We start from the raw sequence: 17311 nt of genomic DNA, 5'->3' as shown, positions 1-17311 counted from the left end.
ATATATCCAGTTTCTTACACGGCAAGGTGGTGCTATTGCTCAACCCTTGGCATAATTAGCGCCTATTTTGTCAGAAGAGAACGCGCGTGTCAGACGATTTTGCAAAAAACGGCCGCTTAGCCCGTGTCATTCCCGGTTTTCAGCCGAGGGAAGCCCAGGTCACTATGTCGGCGGCGATCAGCCGGATAATTGAAACGCAGGGGCAACTGGTGGCGGAAGCCGGAACCGGGACCGGCAAAACGTTTGCCTATCTGGTACCCGCGCTGCGTGCCGGAAAGAAAACTATTATTTCCACCGGCTCCAAAGCGTTGCAGGATCAGCTCTATAACCGCGATCTCCCCACCATTATTCAGGCGCTGGATTATGACGGCAGGGTGGCACTGCTCAAAGGGCGCTCGAACTATCTCTGTCTGGAGCGGCTGGAGCAGCAGACTCTCGGCGATATTAATATGGAGCCGGAAACGCTCACGCAGATAGTGGCAGCGCGGCGCTGGGCAACAGCGACTGAACTGGGGGATATCACCACCTGTCACGATATTCCGGAAGACAGCCCGGTCTGGCCGTTGATCACCAGTACCAACGATAACTGCCTCGGCAGCGACTGTCCGCAGTATAAAGAATGCTTTGTACTGAAAGCCCGGCGCAAGGCACTGGAAGCGGATGTGGTGGTGGTCAACCATCATCTGTTTATGGCGGATCGCGTGGTGAAAGACACCGGTTTCGGGGAGCTTATCCCTGAGGCGGATGTGATTATTTTTGATGAGGCGCATCAGATCCCGGATATCGCCAGTCAGTATTTCGGTCAGCAGCTCAGCAGCCGTCAGTTATTTGATCTGACCCGCGATATCACATTAGCCTACCGCAGCGAGCTGCGTGACCAGGCGCAGTTACAGAAATGCGCGGATCGCCTGACGATGAGTGTGCAGGATTTCCGGCTGGCACTCGGTGATACCGGTTTTCGCGGTAATCTGCGGGAACTGCTGGCACAGCCGCAGTTTCAGCGGGCGCTCACCTTGCTCGATGATGCGCTGGAACTCTGTTATGACGTGATGAAGCTCTCTCTCGGCCGCTCTGCCATGCTGGATGCGGCGTTTGAACGGGCGACCCTGTACCGCAACCGGCTCAAACGGCTGAAAGATGTTTCCATCCCCGGTTACAGTTACTGGTTTGAAAGCTATGGACGTCATTTCCTGCTGGCACTGACACCGCTGACCGTGGAAGACAAATTCCGCGAAATGATGAGTAATCAGAAAATGGCGTGGGTATTTACATCCGCGACACTGTCGGTGAATGATGATCTGCACCATTTTACCCGCCGCCTCGGGCTGGATAACGCCGAAACCCTGATCCTGCCGAGCCCGTTTAATTATCAGGAACAGACTCTGCTCTGTGTGCCGCGTTTTCTGCCGTCGCCGAATCAGTACGGTGCGGCAAAACAGCTGGCGGAACAACTGCGCCCGCTGATCAACCATAACCGTGGCCGCTGTTTCTTTTTATGCACCTCACACCAGATGATGCGTGATCTCGCCGCCGAATTCCGCCAGTCACTGACACTGCCGGTGCTGGTGCAGGGGGAAACCAGTAAAACACAGCTGCTCCGTGATTTTATCTCCTCCGGTAATGCCTTGCTGGTGGCCACCGCCAGTTTCTGGGAAGGGGTGGATGTGCGCGGTGATGCACTGACCTGTGTCATCATCGACAAACTGCCGTTTACCGCACCGGATGACCCGCTGCTGAAAGCACGCATGGAAGATTGTCAGGTACGCGGTGGCGATCCGTTCCGTGATGTTCAGATCCCGGATGCGGTGATCAGCCTTAAACAGGGGGTCGGGCGGCTTATCCGTGATACGGAGGATTACGGCGTGATTGTGATCTGTGATAACCGGATTGTTATGCGGCCTTACGGGGAAATCTTCCTGAAAAGTCTGCCGCCGTCGCCACGGACCCGTTCGCTGACCAAAGCTGCGGAATTTCTGGCAGCACGGCAGTCACAGCGCCGCACAGCGGAATAACACTGAATCAGTTTCGCAATAAAAGTCACTGTTACCGTGATTTTTTTGTTACCATAAACCTTATTTATTTGCCGGAGTTATGGCATGTCCAGCCGAATTTTAGCCTTAGATACAGCAACAGAAGCCTGTTCTGTTGCACTTTACAACAATGGTGAGATCACCGCCGATTTTGCCGTCACCCCCCGCGAACACACACAGCGCATTCTGCCGATGGTGCAGGCGGTGCTGGCACAGCAGAATCTCTCTCTCCGTGATCTTGATGCACTGGCCTTTGGTCAGGGGCCGGGCAGCTTTACCGGCGTGCGGATTGGTGTCGGGATCGCGCAGGGTCTGGCGCTGGGCGCTGAGCTGCCGATGATCGGTGTCTCATCACTGGAAACCATGGCGGAAGGGGTTTTCCGTACTGCCGGGCTCTCCCGTGTGCTGGTTGCCATTGATGCCCGCATGGATGAAGTGTACTGCGCGGCGTATGTCCGTGATGAGCAGGGTATTTTCCGGCAGGAACTGGCGGAAGCAGTGCTGAAACCGGCTGATTTTGTCACCCGCTGTGCCGCACTCACCGGCGAATGGGGACTGGCAGGCACCGGCTGGGCGGCGTATCCGCAGATGCAGGAAACGCTGACCCTCAGCACACAAATGACAGAGATTACGCTGCCGCATGCACAGGATATGCTGCCGCCTGCACTGAATGCACTGCGCCGCGGGGAAACATCTGCCCCTGAATCGGCAGAGCCGGTGTATTTGCGCAACGAAGTGACCTGGAAGAAATTACCGGGCCGGGAATAACGTAAAAAAATAGCCTGTGTCAATTGTTGAACCGGCAATCATCAGCCACAATAAATGAATACTATCCGTCACAGGAGCTCATATCATGATGAATCGCTTACGGGGCAGTCTGAAGTATGGTGTTGTGATTTTATCACTGGCGCTGGCCGGCTGCGCCACAGTACCGGAATCCATTAAGGGCAGCGGCACCACGATGCTGACGGATTTTCAGGCCGTTCAGAAAGCGCCGCAGGCTTACAAAGGGATGGAAGCGCGTTTCGGCGGGCGGGTACTCAGCGTGCAGAATCAGCCGGATATGACACAGCTGGAAATCGCGGTGATGCCGCTGAACAGCACCGGTGCGCCATTCCTCGGTTCAACGATCACCGGCCGGATGTATGCCCGGATCAACAGTTTTATGGAGCCGGATAACTTCCGCGACCAGTATGTCACGGTGGTCGGGCTGATGAACGGTACACAAGCCGGTAAGATAGGCGATGTTCCTTATACTTTCCCGGTGATTGATGTCACTGGTTTCCAGCGCTGGCACCAGGCACGGCAGGTGATTATGCCGCCGCCGGTGTATGGTCCGGATCCGTGGCGCTGGCATAACGGGTACTACGGCGGCGGCTATTATGGCGGCGGCTGGTATTATCCGCCGGGACCGGCAGTGGTGCAGGATTATTTAGTACCTTAATCGCGCGGATTTGCGGGTACGGTAACCTTAAAGTTCAGCATAAATGCGGATTTGAGTGTATAATCCCGCCCGTGACGATAAGCAGGAATGATTATCCTCAGCTTGTTACAGTGAATAGATTAAGAGGCGGCATTTGCCGCCTCGATTGTTATCTGGCTTTATAAAACAAATTAGTGATGTGACTCTCAACCTGAAACAGAAAAATTATCCGAAAACGCCGTTTTATGTAAATACTTTATTTATGTAAATATTTTGTTAACACCGGCGGGTCATGAGATGAGCAGCAATAATCAGGAGTAAAACCTTGGAAAGAGTCTGGCTTAAACACTATCCGGAAGATGTCCCGGCAGATATCAATCCTGACACCTATGCCTCAATGGCAGAGATGCTGGAGAATGCGGTATCACGCTTTGCGGACCAGCCCGCCTTTATCAATATGGGCGAGGTGATGACCTACCGGAAACTGGAAGAGCGAAGCCGCGCATTTGCCGCTTACCTGCAAAACGGACTGGGCCTGAAAAAAGGGGATCGCATCGCGCTGATGATGCCGAACTTACTGCAGTACCCGATAGCTTTATTCGGGATCCTGCGTGCAGGGATGGTGGTGGTGAACGTCAACCCCCTCTATACACCAAGAGAGTTAGAACATCAGTTAAATGACAGCGGCTGTGCCGCGATTGTGATTGTTTCCAATTTTGCACACACCCTCGAAAAAATCGTTTATAACACGCCAATCCGCCATGTGATCCTGACCCGTATGGGTGATCAGCTTTCCCGTCCGAAAGCCACGCTGGTGGATTTTGTGGTCAAATATATCAAGCGTCTGGTACCGAAATATAACCTGCCGGATGCTATCTCATTCCGCCGCGCTATCCATCAGGGTTACCGCATGCAGTATGTCAAACCGGAAATTCACCGTGAAGACCTGGCATTTCTGCAATACACCGGCGGTACCACCGGGGTGGCTAAAGGCGCGATGCTGACCCACCGCAATATGCTGGCAAACCTTGAGCAGGCGCGGGCGGCCTATATTCCGGAGCTGAATGTCGGCAAAGAACTGATTGTCACCGCACTGCCGTTGTATCACGTCTTTGCACTGACAGTGAACTGCCTGCTGTTTATTGAAATCGGCGGCCGTAATCTGCTTATCACTAACCCGCGTGATGTCAGCGGAACGATTAAAGAGCTGAGCAAATACCCGTTCACGGCTATTACCGGGGTAAACACCCTGTTTAATGCCTGGATCAACAATCCGGAATTTCACAAACTCGATTTCTCCACCCTGAATCTTTCTGTCGGCGGCGGTATGCCGGTGCAGAAAGCAGTGGCGGAAAACTGGGAAAAACTGACCGGCAAACATCTGCTGGAAGGCTACGGGCTGACAGAATGCTCCCCGCTGGTCGCCGGCAACCCGCATAACCTGAAAAGTTACAGCGGCAGTATCGGATTCCCGGTACCGTCCACTGAGATCCGCCTGCTGGATGATGACGGCACGGATGTACAGGAAGGGCAGCCGGGTGAAATGTGGGTCCGTGGTCCGCAGGTGATGAAAGGGTACTGGAACCGCCCGGATGCCACCGCTGAAGTGCTGAAAGATGGCTGGGTCGCCACCGGGGATATCGCGCAGTTTGATGAGAACGGTTTTTTGCACATTGTTGACCGCAAAAAAGACATGATTCTGGTGTCCGGCTTCAACGTCTATCCGAATGAAGTTGAGGATGCGGTCATGCTGCATCCGGCAGTGCTGGAGTGTGCTGCTATCGGCGTGGAGAGTGAAAGCTCCGGTGAGACTGTGAAGATTTTTGTGGTCCGTAAAGATAAATCACTGACAGAAGATGATTTGCGTCTGCACTGCCGCCGTTATCTGACCGGTTATAAAGTCCCGAAAATCATTGAATTCCGTGATGAATTACCGAAATCCAATGTCGGTAAAATTCTGCGCCGCGAACTGCGCGATGAGGAAAAGCACAAAACGGATGTTCAGCCGGTTGCATGACACCACATCAGGCCGCAGAATAATAACGCCGGTTAAAACCGGCGTTTATCTGTTCTGTTACGACTATTGATTGAAATACTCTGATCTGTTGAATTATTCTGTATCACATCACTTAACCACGTCGTCAAAGACTAAGAGAAGTTGTTTTGAATTATCAGTTGATTACCAGCGATACACACCTTGCCGCCTATTGCGGACAGGTTACCGGCAAACCTTATCTTGCTCTGGACACCGAATTTGTCCGGATACGAACCTATTATCCGCATCTCGGTCTGGTTCAGCTTTATGACGGGGAGCATCTCGCACTGGTCGATCCGCTGGGGATCACTGACTGGACACCGCTGAAAACCTTACTGGCTGCACCGGATATGATCAAATATCTCCATGCCGGAAGTGAGGATATCGAAGTCTTTTTCAACAGCATGGGATGTGTGCCGCAGCCGCTGGTGGATACCCAGGTGCTGGCCGCCTTTACCGGGCATCCGCTCTCCTGCGGGTTTGCCACGCTGGTGGAAACCTACCTCGGTGTTACCCTGGATAAAAGTGAATCCCGCACTGACTGGCTGGCGCGTCCGCTGACAGAAAAACAGTGTGAATATGCAGCGGCGGATGTGTATTACCTGTTGCCGCTGGCGGAAAAACTGACAGAAAAAGTCCGTGCGGCCGGTTACCTGGCTTCTGCGGAAGAAGAGTGTGCCATGATGGCGCAGCGCCGTATTACCCAGACTGACCCGGCGGAAGCTTACCGCGATTTCAGCGGTGCCGCACAACTGCGTCCGCAGCAACTGGCCTGTTTACAGAAACTGGCGCAATGGCGGCTGGAACAGGCGCGTCAGCGTGATATGGCGGTCAATTTTGTGGTACGTGAAGAACATCTGTGGAAAGTGGCGCGCTATATGCCGACCTCGCTGGGCGAGCTGGACGGACTGGGGCTGACCGGCCAGGAAATCCGCTGTCACGGCAGACGCCTGCTGGCGTTAACGGAAGAAAGCCGTGCACTGAATGAGGCTGATTATCCGGCTCCGGTGGAAAATGTGTCCGATCATCCGTTATACCGCAAAACATTTAAGGCGATTAAAGCACGCATTACTGAGCTGAGCGAAGCGGAACAATTCAGTCCGGAGCTGCTGGCATCACGCCGTCAGATTAACCAGTATCTGAATAAAGTGTGGGGATTTAAAACGTCATCCGAAGAGCCGGAACTGCTGAACGGCTGGCGTAAACCATTGCTGGAGACTGCTCTGGCAGAGGTGGTTGCCGGTATTGAGGTCAGTGCTGTCTCCGGGGAATAAACAGCAAAAAACACGGCGGGGTAACCCGCCGTGTTATTATCAGTCACTAAAACTACTCTTTTTTTGCAGTCTCGTCTTTCTTCGTGCCTTCATCGCCTTCAGGCAGCGTGACGTTCAGTTCAAGAACGGATATATCATCGCCTTTCTGCTCAAACTGGACAGACAGCATCTCCGGATCGACCTGAACATACTTGCAGATAACTGCCAGTAAATCGCGTTTCAGATCCGGAAGGTAATTCGGTTCAGATTCACCGCGGCGACGCTCTGCAACAATGATTTGCAAACGTTCTTTTGCAATATTAGCTGTCGGTTTTTTTCTCGACAGGAAGAAGTCTAACAGCGCCATGGTTTACCCCCCGAATAAGCGTTTTAAGAAACCTTTTTTCTCTTCCTCAATGAAACGGAAAGGACGATCTTCACCCAGAATACGGGCGACGGTATCGTCATAAGCTTTACCTGCATCTGATTCCTGATCCAGAATCACCGGCTCACCCTGGTTGGATGAACGCAGAACAGACTGATCTTCCGGAATCACACCGATAAGCGGGATGCACAGGATTTCCAGCACATCTTCCATACTCAGCATATCACCGCGGCTGACACGGCCCGGATTGTAACGGGTAAGCAGCAGATGCTCTTTAATCGGCTCCTGTCCCTGTTCCGCACGGCGGGATTTGGAGGACAGGATCCCGAGAATACGGTCAGAGTCACGGACAGATGAAACTTCAGGGTTGGTGGTAATAATGGCTTCATCAGCAAAATAGAGCGCCATCAGTGCGCCGCTCTCAATCCCTGCCGGGGAGTCACAGATGATGAAATCAAAGTCCATCTCACCTAATTCGTTCAGCACTTTCTCCACGCCTTCGCGGGTCAGTGCATCTTTATCGCGGGTCTGCGAAGCAGGCAGGATAAATAAATTCTCAGTCCGCTTATCTTTGATAAGTGCCTGATTTAGTGTGGCATCGCCCTGAATAACGTTCACGAAGTCATACACGACGCGACGCTCACACCCCATGATTAAGTCAAGGTTACGCAGACCGATATCAAAATCGATCACAACGGTTTTCTTTCCTTTCTGGGCAAGGCCGGTCGCTATGGCCGCGCTGGAAGTGGTTTTGCCTACGCCACCTTTACCTGAAGTAACAACTAAAATGCGTGCCATGGAATTATTCCTTGTTAAAGGTCTATATTAGATTGTTGATAGTGAGTTCATTATTAACCAGACTGAGTTTGGCCGCTTTCCCGGCGAATTCGCCCGGGATTTGATCACTCAGCCAATATTGTCCGGCGATAGAAATCAGTTCCGCATGCAGATGGGTGCAGAAAATCTGGCTTTCCGTATCACCTGCCGCACCGGCTAACACACGTCCGCGCATCAGCCCGTAAATATGAATATTACCATCCGCAATGAGTTCCGCGCCCGCACTGACATTGGCGGTCACGATAAGGTCACTGTTCGGGGCATAAATGCGCTGGCCGGAACGGACAGGCACATTAATCAGCCGGGTCTTCCGGCAGGATGAATCTGCGGCGGATGATACTGCCGGTGTTTCAGGCTCCGGCGCTTCCGGTTCAGCAACACGGGCACTCTTGCCCTCATTGAGCAGCGGAAGCCCGCTTCGGGTTGCGGCCCGGCGCATTTTCTCATCCTGACAGCCGCTGATCCCGACAATCCGCAAACCGGCGTCAGTGACGGCACGGCAGATAATTTTCAGGTTCGCGCCGGATGAAATCTGGCTGACATTAAGCACAACAGGAGCATTTTGGAAAAAGGCCGGCGCCTGGCTGACTTTTTCGCGCACAGCCTGTTCAATAATCTGAGGATCCTCATTATTCAGATGAAGAACCGAAAGTGTGAAGTTACTGCCTTTAAGATCAATTGGCGATGGTGACATCTGTCCGACTCAGTATAATTAGCGGCCCGCTATTCAGCCATATATAAATTGCATTGCAGCGACGCAATGCCGGGTAACGATATTATCAAAAACAATAGCATGTTATAGTTAGTGCCATTTACTGGCAAGTCACGATTTGATTTAAACGGGATAATTCCAATGTTGTGTGCAATTTACAGAAGTCCGAACCGCGATCAAACCTATTTGTTCATCGAAAAGAAAGATGATTTTTCCCGTGTCCCGGAAGAGTTGCTGAAAAGTTTCGGCAAGCCCGTCTTCAGCATGCTGATCAACCTTGCAAACCGCGATAAACTGGCCAATGCGGATATTGAGAAAGTGAAACAGGAACTGACAGATGCCGGTTATTATCTGCAGTTCCCGCCACCGGTGGAAGATCTGTTATCGGAATACCGGGATACACTGAATATTCAGGATAAATCCTAATAATAATCCCCGCGAAATAACCAGAAAGGATATCGCTATGCGCCTGACATTATTAAGCGCCGTGATTATTACGGCATCGCTGACGGCATGCAGTGCATCTCAGACACCGGTATCACCGGCCAAATTAACGGCTGATGCTCCGGCAGTGCAGCAGCCGGCCGCTGCACGGTTGTCCGTGGCGGATTTACAGCGGGAATTTCCGGCTGACTCACGGACAGCAGAACAATTTCCGGCCTATGCTGAACAGCTGAAAGCGATGGCACGTCAGGAGGGTATTAAAGAATCCACACTGACCCGCGCTTTTGAGAATTTTCATTTTATCGAACGTGTTATAACGTCTGATAAAAACCAGCCTGAGAAAAAAGTCACGCTGGATGATTACCTGGCCCGCCGTGTGACCAAAGGCGCTGTCAGCGCCGCAGTAAAACAGCATGATGCCAATGCGGCGCTGCTATCCGGTATCAGTCAGCGTTACGGCGTGCCGCAGGAATATATTGTCTCCCTGTGGGGACTGGAAAGTGGTTTCGGTCGTTATCAGGGTAAAGAAGATGTGATTTCCGCCCTGGCAACCCTGGCCTATGAAGGCCGCCGCGAAGAGATGTTTATTAAACAGTTTATCGCAGCACTGCAGATTATCGACCAGGGACATATCCCGGCAGATCAGCAGTTGAAAGGCTCCTGGGCCGGAGCCATGGGACAAAACCAGTTTATGCCGGCCAGCTATCTGACTTATGCCGTGGACGGTGATGGTGACGGCGTGGTGGATATCTGGAATAACAAAGCGGATGTGTTTGCTTCCACGGCGAATTATCTGGCCACTGAAGGCTGGGTAGAAGGGCTGCCGTGGGGATATGAAGTGACTGTTCCCGCAGGCTTTGACCGCAGCATTGAGGGAACAAAGAAAAACCAGAGCAAAACACTGGCGCAGTGGAAGGCCCTGGGTGTGACACTCCCTGCACAGGCAAACCTGCCGGAATCGACCCCGATGTGGTTAGTCGTACCGGAAGATAAGCAGGAGCGGGTGTATCTGGTCACACAGAACTTTATCACCATCATGCACTGGAACCGCTCGTATTTCTTTGCACTCAGCGTTTCGCTGATGGCAGATAATGTCGGTGCGGAAATCCGCTGATGTCATCAGAATAATAAATTAAAGGGGTAAGACTATGTATCAGCATCGTGACTGGCAGGGCGCTCTCCTGGATTTTCCGGTCGGGAAAGTGGTATGTGTGGGGCTGAATTATGCAAAGCATGTTGCGGAGATGAAATCACAGGCATCCGCAGAACCCCTTCTTTTTATTAAACCTGAAACAGCACTGTGCGATCTGCGTCAGCCGGTCGCCATTCCGAAAGAGTTTGGCGAAGTGCATCACGAAACCGAACTGGCGGTTCTGATCGGCGCTCCGCTGAAACAGGCCAATGAAGATCGCTGCGCCCGGGCGATTGCCGGTTTTGGTGTCGCGCTGGACTTAACACTGCGCGATGTGCAGATGAAATTAAAGGCGACAGGGCAGCCGTGGGAAAAAAGTAAGGCATTTGACGGCTCTGCACCGGTGTCCGGGTTTATTCCGGTCAATGAATTCCCGGATCCGCAGAATGTCACCCTGAGCCTGACCGTTAATAATGAATTGCGCCAGCAGGGAAATACCCGCGAAATGCTGACGCCGGTGATACCGCTGATTAGCTATATGTCCCGCTATTTCACGCTGCGTCCGGGGGATATTATCCTGACCGGCACACCGGAAGGTGTCGGGCCGCTGGTATCGGGCGATATGCTGAAAATCTCTGTAAATGATCACATGCTGACCACGCGGATTATCTGAAACGGGTCAGCCACGAAGTAAAAGGAAAAAAGAACATGTCTCAACCATTCTGGACGGTGAAAACCCTCGATGAAATGAGTGACGAAGAGTGGGAATCACTGTGTGATGGCTGCGGGCAATGCTGTTTGCAGAAACTGATGGACGCAGACACTGATGAAATTTATTTCACCGATGTGGCCTGCAACCAGCTGGATATTAAAAGCTGCCAGTGCCGTCATTATGAAGACCGTTTCCGCTATGAACCGGACTGCATCAAACTGACGCGGGAAAACCTGCCGACATTTGACGCCTGGCTGCCGATGACCTGTGCTTACCGCCTGGTCATGGAAGGCAAACCGTTATTACCCTGGCACCCGCTAATCAGCGGATCCAAATCCCTGATGCACCAGAAAGGCATTACCGTCCGTCACATAGCCGTCACCGAAAGTGTGGTACAGAACTGGGAAGACCATATTCTGAATAAGCCCGAGGGCGGGTTTTAACTGATTGTTTACAACGCGGGACATAGATGGGGCATTTTGCGCTGACGTGCTCCATCTGTTCCGCAATAAATATTTATTATACATTTGAAACATGGCATATTTAAGTTTAGTTTTGATGGATAGGTCATGTGTTGTGAGTGAGCCATAACGAAATGTAATCTCAGTCAGCACCAGAAAACAGAGTAATAAATTTTTCAGTATCCCATTCTTTTATATCGGAGACCTGACCGTCGCCGATTTCTATCAGACGTAATTCACCGGCTGTATTTTCCGTAATATCCACAGAGAAGAAAGGTGTGGTAATGATATCTGCAATTTCCCGGACAACAGGCGGGATATTATCATCAGCAGAGAAAGCCTGACCATTCAGCACAAAATAGCGGCGTTCGCTGTCAGTTTTATAATATTCATAGTGCCTGAGGCTGATACCTCCTTCAATTTGTCCCCGGTAGCGAAAAATCAGCCGGATAATTTCGCGGATCTCATCAGCGTTTGCAGCAAGTGATCCGCGTGATGTGGTCAGTGATTTAACATAGTCTTTAACAAAATACCCCGGCCACTTTAATTGTGAGGTCAGGGTATCGAAATCAGCATCTTCGGTTGTGAAGATTGTTTCTGCTGTATAATGACGGCAAAAATCATACCAGCCGGTAATATGATGATTTTGCAAATATTCCTCAGGGGACACCAGCATATTACCGCCACAGGTCGTAACAGCATGATGTAAGTGCCGGTATTCTTTTCCGGTCAGCATCCACCCGCGCCAGATTACCGGGCTGTCAGCTGAAATATTGCCGGAAAAGCGGTATTTACCGTCAGATACCGCTTCCTAGTCAAGTAACAGACAGGAAACCCCCTGTTGCTGTGCACAGCGATATTCCTCAGCAAAGGTGTCGTCAGGCAGATAGTTGCCGGTGTAGTATCCAGGATAAATAATTTGCATATCATTCCTCTGAATATCAAACCCGGTGACGGGCAGCATTTTTCATCATGGTAACAATTCGTTGCCCCGGAAACAGATAAAAGTGCACCGGAAAAAAATATCCGGTGCATTTTTCACGACATTCCTCACTGCTTATTATTTTGTACTGACAACGGCAATATAGCGCAGGCGATCACGATTCTGCCGGAAATGGCGGAACATCTGTAAAAACTGCGGGCGGTTCTCTTTTTTCAGGGCGTTGCGGATGATTTTCAGTGTGCCGGCAAGTCCCTCATCGTGCAGCATACCTTTCGGTGTCATCAGTGTCATCGCACCCTCCGAGCGGATCACATCACGGAAACCTGCGTCACGGAACAGTGCCAGCCAGTCATCACTCAGCATCGGTTGTGCTTTGACATGAATGGCAGCCTGCATTTCCTGCGTGACACTCTCATCCTCTCGCCGCTCTGTCAGCGCGATATCGTGGGTCAGCAGACGACCACCGGGCTTCAGTACCCGCAGATATTCCTGTAACAGACGGGCTTTGGCTTTGTCCGCATACATGGTCAGCATGGCTTCATTGATAACCACGTCAAAATGATTATCCGGGAACGGCAGTTTTGAGGCATCCGCTTCCTGTACGGTGATAAGGTGTGACAACCCGTTAGCGAGGATATTTTTCCGTGCATTGGCAAGTGCCTGTTTATCCATATCAATGCCGGTAATATGACACTGAAAACGCTGTGCGATTTCAATGGCGGTGGTGCCCATATTGCAGGCAATTTCCAGTACGCGGCTGTCGGTCTGTAATCCGCTGTGTGCCAGCAGCCATTCTGTGGCGGTGCGGCCCCCCGGGCGCAGACGTTTTTTACCCAGACGCGCCAGAAATTTGTGTCCGGCTTCATGACCGGTATGTGTACTTTCCATTATTCAGTCCTGTTTGTTTTCCGGTTCACGTAACATCACCAGCAGCATTTTTGCCCGCTCCGGCGCGTCCACAGCATGGGGAATATTGGCCGGCATACGGACAATATCCCCGGGTTTTGCCGTCACCGGTTTTCCGGCGATGGTCAGGATCAGAGAGCCTTCGGCAATCATTACAATGGCATCAAACGGGGCACTGTGTTCAGAGAGTGCCTGACCTTTATCAAAAGCAAACAGGGTGATATTGCCGCCGCCGTTTTTGGCGAGAACGCGGCTGGAAATACCCTGTTCGGTGTAGTTCACCAGGTCAGCAATCACTAATGCTTCTGCCGGGGTAATCGTGTTATTGCTCATAATAAGTATCCTTGTAGTTAATCAGGTAATAAACATAGAGTCAGCGGAACAGAGGGATCACTCCGCAGGTCTGCCGGTGCGGATGATTAACCGGCACGACAGAAACCGGAAGCTGATATAGCTTTCCCAGATTTTCTTCAGTCAGCAGTGCGGGTGTCTGACCAAACTGCGCCTGTGTACCGTCAAACAGTAACAATGAGTGATCCGCAATATGCAGGGCATGCTGCGGATAATGACTGGTAAACAGGATGGTTTTGCCGCGCTCTGCAGCCAGCATTTTCAGAACGGAAAGAACCGTATCCTGATTTGCCAGATCCAGCGCGGAAGTGGGTTCATCCAGGATCAGAATGTCCGGTTCACCGGCCAGTGCGCGGGCAATCATCACCATCTGTTTTTCACCGCCGCTGAGCAGGTTAAATGGGGTGTCCGCAAAGGGGGTTAATCCGAGGTCAGCCATTGCCTGTTCAGTTATGTCGTGATCACGGCGGGACGGGGACGCATACCAGGGCAGGTGGCGAACCCTGCCGAGGCTGACCATGGTGCGGACAGAGTAATTAAACAGCGCGCCGCTGAGTTGCGGCACATAGGCTGCCGGTGCACTGAGCTGCACAGTACCGGTTGCCCCTTTTTGCAGGCTGAGCAGCAGACGCAGCAAGGTGGTTTTTCCGCGGCCGTTCGGGCCGAGAATGGCGGCGATAGTACCCGGCGGCTGGCGGAATGTCAGTCCGTCAAATAACGGACGTTTGCCGGTGTGGTAACTGAGCTGATTAACACGGATCACAGGTCTGCCACCTTTTTATTCATGGAGTGAATGAGCAGGGCGAAAATCGGTGCCCCGATCAGTGCGGTGATGACACTCAGCGGGATCTCCGCGCTGGTCATACTGCGCGCCAGGGTATCTACGGCGATCAGATAAATCGCACCGGTCAGGGCACTGGCGGGGAGCAGGACGCGGTGGTCATGTCCGCTGATCAGTCGCGCGATATGCGGAATAATCAGCCCGACCCAGCCGATGGTGCCGGAAACGGCCACGGTGGCGCTGGTGATCAGCGTGACGCAGACCAGGATAGTCCAGCGGGTTACGGTGACGGGCAGCCCCAGCGCCTGTGCGTTTTCCTCGCCGAGGGACAGCACATTGATGCGGAAGCGGAGGGCAAAAATAATCCCGCCTGCGATGATGACAACCGGCAGTAACACGCTCACTTTCAGGTAGGTTGCAGTGGCAAAACTGCCCATCAGCCAGAACACGATGGTTTGCAGGGTATTATTCGGATCCGCAAAATAGGTGATCAGCGAAATCAGGGCGGCAAAAAAAGCGTTAATAATCACTCCCGCAAGGATCAGCATCAGAAGACTGCTGCCGTGCCGGTTAAGCCCCAGTAAAAAGACCAGCACAATGGCCAGCAGACCGCCGAGAAAGGCAAAACTGATAGTGATAAATAAAGAGGAGAAAAGCAGCAGGGCCAGTGCGCCGCCCAGCGCTGCGCCGGATGAAACACCGATAATCTGCGGCCCTACCAGCGGGTTGCGGAAGATGCCCTGTAATGCGGCACCGGCAACCGCCAGCCCGGCACCGGCCAGCCCGGCGATCAGAATGCGCGGCAGACGGACATATAACACCACATTTTCAGCGGTGCGGCTGTATTCTGCAGACGGGCTGCGTCCGGTCAGGGTATCCGCCAGAATTTGCAGAACCGTTGTCACAGAGACCGCATAGCGCCCAGCACACAGCGCGAGCACGATGGTCAGTAATAGCAGGGCGGATAACAGGCACCATTGCAGACGGGATTTTCGCATCACGGCCGCCCCATCAGTGTCAGATAATCACGGCCTTCCCGGTTCAGATCGAGTTGTAAAATACGGTCTGTTTCTTCATCGGTTAGAGAATAGCCGTACAGTTGCAGATAGCGTTTGCGGATCTCTTCCCGCAGCGGAAATGCCGCACTTTCCGGATGAAAAATCTGAGCCAGCCACTGCCAGTAAAGCGGCGTTTCCTGATTTGGCGCATCCCAGATAAAGCCGCCGATCGGCAGTTTATAGACCCGTTTATTCTTTACCGCGGTCACATCACTGAGCATCGGATTGTTATAAATATCAGCGGGTGCCAGTCCGGCCTCAAAATTGCCCAGCAGGATAATGTCCGGATCCCACACCAGAATCTGCTCGATATTCAGGGTGCGCGGCCCGGTCAGGTCACGGTTGAGGCTGACACCCCCGGCGAGTGCAAAATCCGCATTGTTATGAGACGTGGATCCGAAAGTCTGGATACTCTGTTTAAAATGAGAGAGATAGAGCACACGCGGTTGTTTGTCTTCCGGAATCGCAGCAACACTGTTTTCCAGCTGGTTGATCACCTGTTTGCGCCAGGCTATCAGCCCGTCCGTTTTGGTTTCTTTGCCGAGGGTTTTCCCCATCAGGGTCAGCCACTCCTGTGTATAGGCTTCTTTGCCGTAATCCAGTGTGGCAACGGTCAGACCGGCATTGCGCATCGGCGTGATAATGTCATCGCCCCGGTGTCCCCATTGCCAGACCAGATCCGGGTTAACCGAGAGCAGGGCTTCAATATTCGGTGCGAAATCATTCCCCACCACATCACTGCGTACAGAGAGCACATCCGGAAACATCACACTGAGCATGCCGTCGCGGGCAGCGACACCGGCAAAGGGATGCATCCCGGCGAGCCGTTTGCTGCTCTCATCAACACTGACCAGCATGGAGGCGGCAGGAATCGGGATCACCACAATCCGCTGTGCCGGAGCGGCGAGTTCAATATTCTGCTGTGACATATCGGTAAAATGCACGGCACCTTTTGCGGCATAAGCTGCTGTTGTGCAGGTAAAAAACAGTACCGGCAATAATGTAAATCTATTACTAATCATAAGGTTATTCGCCTTTTATTTTATGATTAAATTGATAATGCGATTGGTTATCATTTATAATTGCATTTATTCTGGCCGCACTGAGAGGAAAACCCTATGACATTTGTCAAAAAGACCCTTGCCCCCGCACAGCAAATGGCGATCCTCCGGTCGTGCCCGTTATTTCAGGCGGCAGAGGATGATGATCTGACGCTGGTACTGGCAGACAGCACACATCGTCAGTTTGCGGCGGGGGAATTGATTAGTCGTGAAGGGGAGACAGTAAAAGCCTGTCCGCTGATGATCAGCGGGCAGATTGATGTTTTCCGTCACACCTGGTCGGGTGAAGAGAAAGTATTCGGTATGTTTACCGCCGGTGAGCTGGTGGCGATTGCTGCTGTCTTTATGCCGCACAATCGCTTCCCGATGAGTCTGCGGGCGAGAACAGACAGCTGCGCGCTGATGCTGGATAAACAGGCGATTTTACGGCTGTGTCATGCCTGTCCGGCAATTATGGCGCAGTTACTGGCACGGTTCAGCCTGAAGCTGTATGAGAATATCAACCATATCGACTGGCTGACCTCCAGCTCCGCAGAGCAGCGGCTGGCAGCTTATCTGCTGGATCTGAAACGGTGTCAGCAATCGGATTGTGTGGTGCTGCCGTTATCGCGCGGGCAGTTAGCCGCAAAACTGGGTGTCCGCTATGAAACTCTCAGCCGCCTGTTTTCCGGCTGGCGGCAGAAAGCGTTTATCGGAATTGATAAAGACGCGGTGCGGATCACCAATGAATCCTATCTGGCGGAACTGGCTATCCCGGCGCAGCGCCCGTTCTGAATAAATAAAAAAA

Annotated in this window: 19 protein-coding genes; 10 read left to right on the top strand and 9 right to left on the bottom strand. The window is 52.3% G+C overall.

From position 1 onward, the window contains the following. Positions 1 to 86 precede the first annotated feature (86 nt). The 5 genes from X965_RS07095 to rnd all read left to right on the top strand — a co-directional run bounded on the left by X965_RS07095 (position 87) and on the right by rnd (position 6762). Positions 87 to 2012 carry an ATP-dependent DNA helicase gene (locus tag X965_RS07095; RefSeq protein WP_015422697.1) on the top strand — a complete coding sequence of 642 codons (1926 nt, stop codon included), beginning with the start codon at positions 87 to 89 and terminating at the stop codon, positions 2010 to 2012. Positions 2013 to 2096: 84 nt separating this feature from the next. Continuing rightward, positions 2097 to 2798: a tRNA (adenosine(37)-N6)-threonylcarbamoyltransferase complex dimerization subunit type 1 TsaB gene (gene tsaB / locus X965_RS07090; protein WP_036417553.1), complete on the top strand. Its 702-nt coding sequence runs from the start codon at positions 2097 to 2099 to the stop codon at positions 2796 to 2798. 85 nt (positions 2799 to 2883) lie between these two features. Continuing rightward, entirely contained in the window at positions 2884 to 3474 is a 591-nt protein-coding gene (locus tag X965_RS07085) for a Slp family lipoprotein (RefSeq protein ID WP_004237505.1), read from the top strand. A gap of 304 nt (positions 3475 to 3778) precedes the next feature. Next, positions 3779 to 5470 (top strand): long-chain-fatty-acid--CoA ligase FadD, encoded by a 1692-nt coding sequence (gene fadD, locus X965_RS07080; RefSeq protein WP_036414727.1) that lies wholly within the window; start codon positions 3779 to 3781, stop codon positions 5468 to 5470. 146 nt (positions 5471 to 5616) lie between these two features. Further along, a complete protein-coding gene (rnd, locus tag X965_RS07075) occupies positions 5617 to 6762 on the top strand; it encodes a ribonuclease D (protein ID WP_004237508.1) in 1146 nt (381 codons plus the stop codon). Positions 6763 to 6814: 52 nt separating this feature from the next. On the opposite strand, the gene minE is transcribed toward rnd, so the two are convergent. From minE to minC, 3 genes are read right to left on the bottom strand one after another with little or no spacing between them, the layout of a single operon-like run. Then, the gene (minE, locus tag X965_RS07070; protein ID WP_004237509.1) at positions 6815 to 7108 is read right to left on the bottom strand and encodes a cell division topological specificity factor MinE; all 294 of its coding nucleotides are present in this window, start codon (positions 7106 to 7108) and stop codon (positions 6815 to 6817) included. A 3-nt stretch (positions 7109 to 7111) separates the two neighbouring features. Next, entirely contained in the window at positions 7112 to 7924 is an 813-nt protein-coding gene (minD, locus tag X965_RS07065; RefSeq protein WP_004237510.1) for a septum site-determining protein MinD, read from the bottom strand. A 22-nt stretch (positions 7925 to 7946) separates the two neighbouring features. Then, complete coding sequence (minC, locus tag X965_RS07060) at positions 7947 to 8657, bottom strand: septum site-determining protein MinC (protein WP_036417551.1); 711 nt, start codon at positions 8655 to 8657, stop codon at positions 7947 to 7949. A gap of 159 nt (positions 8658 to 8816) precedes the next feature. On the opposite strand from minC, the gene X965_RS07055 reads away from it, so the two are divergent. From X965_RS07055 to X965_RS07040, 4 genes are read left to right on the top strand one after another with little or no spacing between them, the layout of a single operon-like run. Beyond that, positions 8817 to 9101 carry a YcgL domain-containing protein gene (locus X965_RS07055; protein ID WP_015422698.1) on the top strand — a complete coding sequence of 95 codons (285 nt, stop codon included), beginning with the start codon at positions 8817 to 8819 and terminating at the stop codon, positions 9099 to 9101. A 37-nt stretch (positions 9102 to 9138) separates the two neighbouring features. Next, positions 9139 to 10233: a lytic transglycosylase domain-containing protein gene (locus X965_RS07050; protein WP_004237514.1), complete on the top strand. Its 1095-nt coding sequence runs from the start codon at positions 9139 to 9141 to the stop codon at positions 10231 to 10233. Between the two features lie 34 nt (positions 10234 to 10267). Next, the gene (locus X965_RS07045; protein WP_036417549.1) at positions 10268 to 10924 is read left to right on the top strand and encodes a fumarylacetoacetate hydrolase family protein; all 657 of its coding nucleotides are present in this window, start codon (positions 10268 to 10270) and stop codon (positions 10922 to 10924) included. 35 nt (positions 10925 to 10959) lie between these two features. Continuing rightward, positions 10960 to 11406: a YcgN family cysteine cluster protein gene (locus X965_RS07040; protein ID WP_024473000.1), complete on the top strand. Its 447-nt coding sequence runs from the start codon at positions 10960 to 10962 to the stop codon at positions 11404 to 11406. Between the two features lie 160 nt (positions 11407 to 11566). Here the strand turns inward: X965_RS07040 and X965_RS07035 are convergent, their stop codons facing one another. From X965_RS07035 to X965_RS07010, 6 genes are all read right to left on the bottom strand, one after another. Next, positions 11567 to 12076, bottom strand: a complete 510-nt coding sequence (locus tag X965_RS07035; RefSeq protein WP_225310083.1) for an ATP-grasp domain-containing protein — start codon at positions 12074 to 12076, stop codon at positions 11567 to 11569. A 408-nt stretch (positions 12077 to 12484) separates the two neighbouring features. Continuing rightward, complete coding sequence (locus tag X965_RS07030; protein WP_004237519.1) at positions 12485 to 13255, bottom strand: class I SAM-dependent methyltransferase; 771 nt, start codon at positions 13253 to 13255, stop codon at positions 12485 to 12487. 3 nt (positions 13256 to 13258) lie between these two features. Next, the gene (locus X965_RS07025) at positions 13259 to 13606 is read right to left on the bottom strand and encodes a cupin domain-containing protein (RefSeq protein WP_004237520.1); all 348 of its coding nucleotides are present in this window, start codon (positions 13604 to 13606) and stop codon (positions 13259 to 13261) included. A 40-nt stretch (positions 13607 to 13646) separates the two neighbouring features. After that, the gene (locus tag X965_RS07020; RefSeq protein ID WP_015422700.1) at positions 13647 to 14387 is read right to left on the bottom strand and encodes an ABC transporter ATP-binding protein; all 741 of its coding nucleotides are present in this window, start codon (positions 14385 to 14387) and stop codon (positions 13647 to 13649) included. Beyond that, the gene (locus tag X965_RS07015) at positions 14384 to 15403 is read right to left on the bottom strand and encodes an iron ABC transporter permease (protein ID WP_049246172.1); all 1020 of its coding nucleotides are present in this window, start codon (positions 15401 to 15403) and stop codon (positions 14384 to 14386) included. Before X965_RS07015 ends, X965_RS07020 begins: the two co-directional genes overlap by 4 nt. After that, complete coding sequence (locus tag X965_RS07010; protein WP_004237523.1) at positions 15403 to 16485, bottom strand: ABC transporter substrate-binding protein; 1083 nt, start codon at positions 16483 to 16485, stop codon at positions 15403 to 15405. The genes X965_RS07015 and X965_RS07010 overlap by 1 nt, the downstream gene beginning before the upstream one ends. Before the next feature lie 96 nt (positions 16486 to 16581). Between X965_RS07010 and X965_RS07005 the strand changes: the two genes are divergently transcribed. Further along, positions 16582 to 17298: a Crp/Fnr family transcriptional regulator gene (locus X965_RS07005; RefSeq protein ID WP_004237524.1), complete on the top strand. Its 717-nt coding sequence runs from the start codon at positions 16582 to 16584 to the stop codon at positions 17296 to 17298. Positions 17299 to 17311 lie beyond the last annotated feature (13 nt).

Source organism: Morganella sp. EGD-HP17 (genome assembly GCF_000512315.2).
Taxonomy (GTDB): Bacteria; Pseudomonadota; Gammaproteobacteria; order Enterobacterales; family Enterobacteriaceae; genus Morganella; species Morganella morganii.
Note: the sequence above shows the minus strand (reverse complement) of the source record. Positions and strands in the feature narration are given on the sequence as shown.